Source organism: Halorubrum sp. SD612, from assembly GCF_002135005.1.
On sequence record NZ_NEWI01000397.1, the window covers coordinates 1 to 1,077 of the forward strand.

Sequence of the window (1,077 nt, forward strand, 5' to 3'; positions counted from 1 at the left end):
CTCGGTTCGGGGGGTGCGGCGGGCCGATGTCGCAACCGATCGCCATCCACCGTCGCGTAGACCGCGTCTTTGCACTCGCCTCGTCGGCTCGCCGGACCCGCGCCGTCACCGGTGACGACGCTTGCGGACCCGGACGGGCCAGACTGACGGGGGCGGACCCCCGTAGTATCCGACCTGAGTTGGGACGCGGACCCCGGCGACTGCCCGTCGCCGGCGGCTTCATCTGTGCGAGCGGTCGGCGTCTCGACGACGCCGAACTCGAACGTCGCGCCCGACTTGGGCACGCGCTTGTCCCCCGACCCCGTCCGGACCACGAGGGTGCCGAACGTCTCGTCGAGCACGCGACCGGCGATACCCACGTGGGCGTCGCTGTCGGCGTCGACCACCCGAACCGGGAGGCCGACGAGCTCGTGTCGAACGAGGGTGTCGGGGGATATCATCTCACTGTTCGTCGTCGAAGTCGCCTTCTTCCGCCTGGATCGTCTTGATCCGCGCGATGGTCTTCTTCAGCTCGTTGACGCGGCCCGGGCTCTCCGGCATGCCGCCGGCCGCCCGCTGCGCCTTCGAGTTGAGGAGCTCGGTCTCGAGCTCCTCGAGTTCGACCTCCCGCTCCGCCGCGGTCATGTCGCGGATCTCGTCGGTGTAGAGGATCGCCATCTTACTCGTCCTCCTCGTCTTCCTCGTCGGCCGCCTCCATCTCCGCGACGAGGTCGGCCGCCTCGGACTCGATCTCTTCGTCGAGCTCGTCGAGCTCGTCGGCCTCCGCGTCGCCGACCGGCTCCTCCGCGGCGACGTCGGTCGCCTCGGCCGCCGTGTCCTGGGTCTCCTCGACGACTTCCTCGACGACCTCCTCGTCGATGACTTCCGTCGGGTCCTCGTCGGGCACGTCGACCTCGTCGTCGGCGCCGACGTCCGGGACCTCCTCGGGCTCCTCTTCGAGGAGCGCCTCGACGCCCTCGTCGTCGCCGGCGGCCGCCGCCTGCTCGACCTCCGGGACCTCGGCGTCCTCGCGGACGTCGAAGTCGTCGGGGAGCGTCGCGCCCGGCGGGATGATCTTCACGTTGACGCCGATCTTCC

At 70.3% G+C, this 1,077-nt stretch carries 2 protein-coding genes and 1 pseudogene; all 3 read right to left on the reverse strand.

Features of this window, described 5'->3' with window-relative positions:
* On the reverse strand, positions 1 to 440 hold a 440-nt coding region (locus B9G38_RS17645; RefSeq protein WP_143415667.1), incomplete at its 3' end, for a ribonuclease P protein component 1.
* Between the two features lies 1 nt (position 441).
* Complete coding sequence (gene rpmC, locus B9G38_RS17650) at positions 442 to 657, reverse strand: 50S ribosomal protein L29 (RefSeq protein ID WP_004597441.1); 216 nt, start codon at positions 655 to 657, stop codon at positions 442 to 444.
* 1 nt (position 658) lies between these two features.
* Positions 659 to 1,077 (reverse strand): annotated as a pseudogene (locus B9G38_RS17655) (30S ribosomal protein S3); the annotation flags it as partial.

What these genes read in the sequence shown, in the direction of transcription:
- rpmC (WP_004597441.1), bottom strand. Translation starts at nt 657, where the DNA reads ATGGCGATCCTCTACACCGACGAGATCCGCGACATGACCGCGGCGGAG.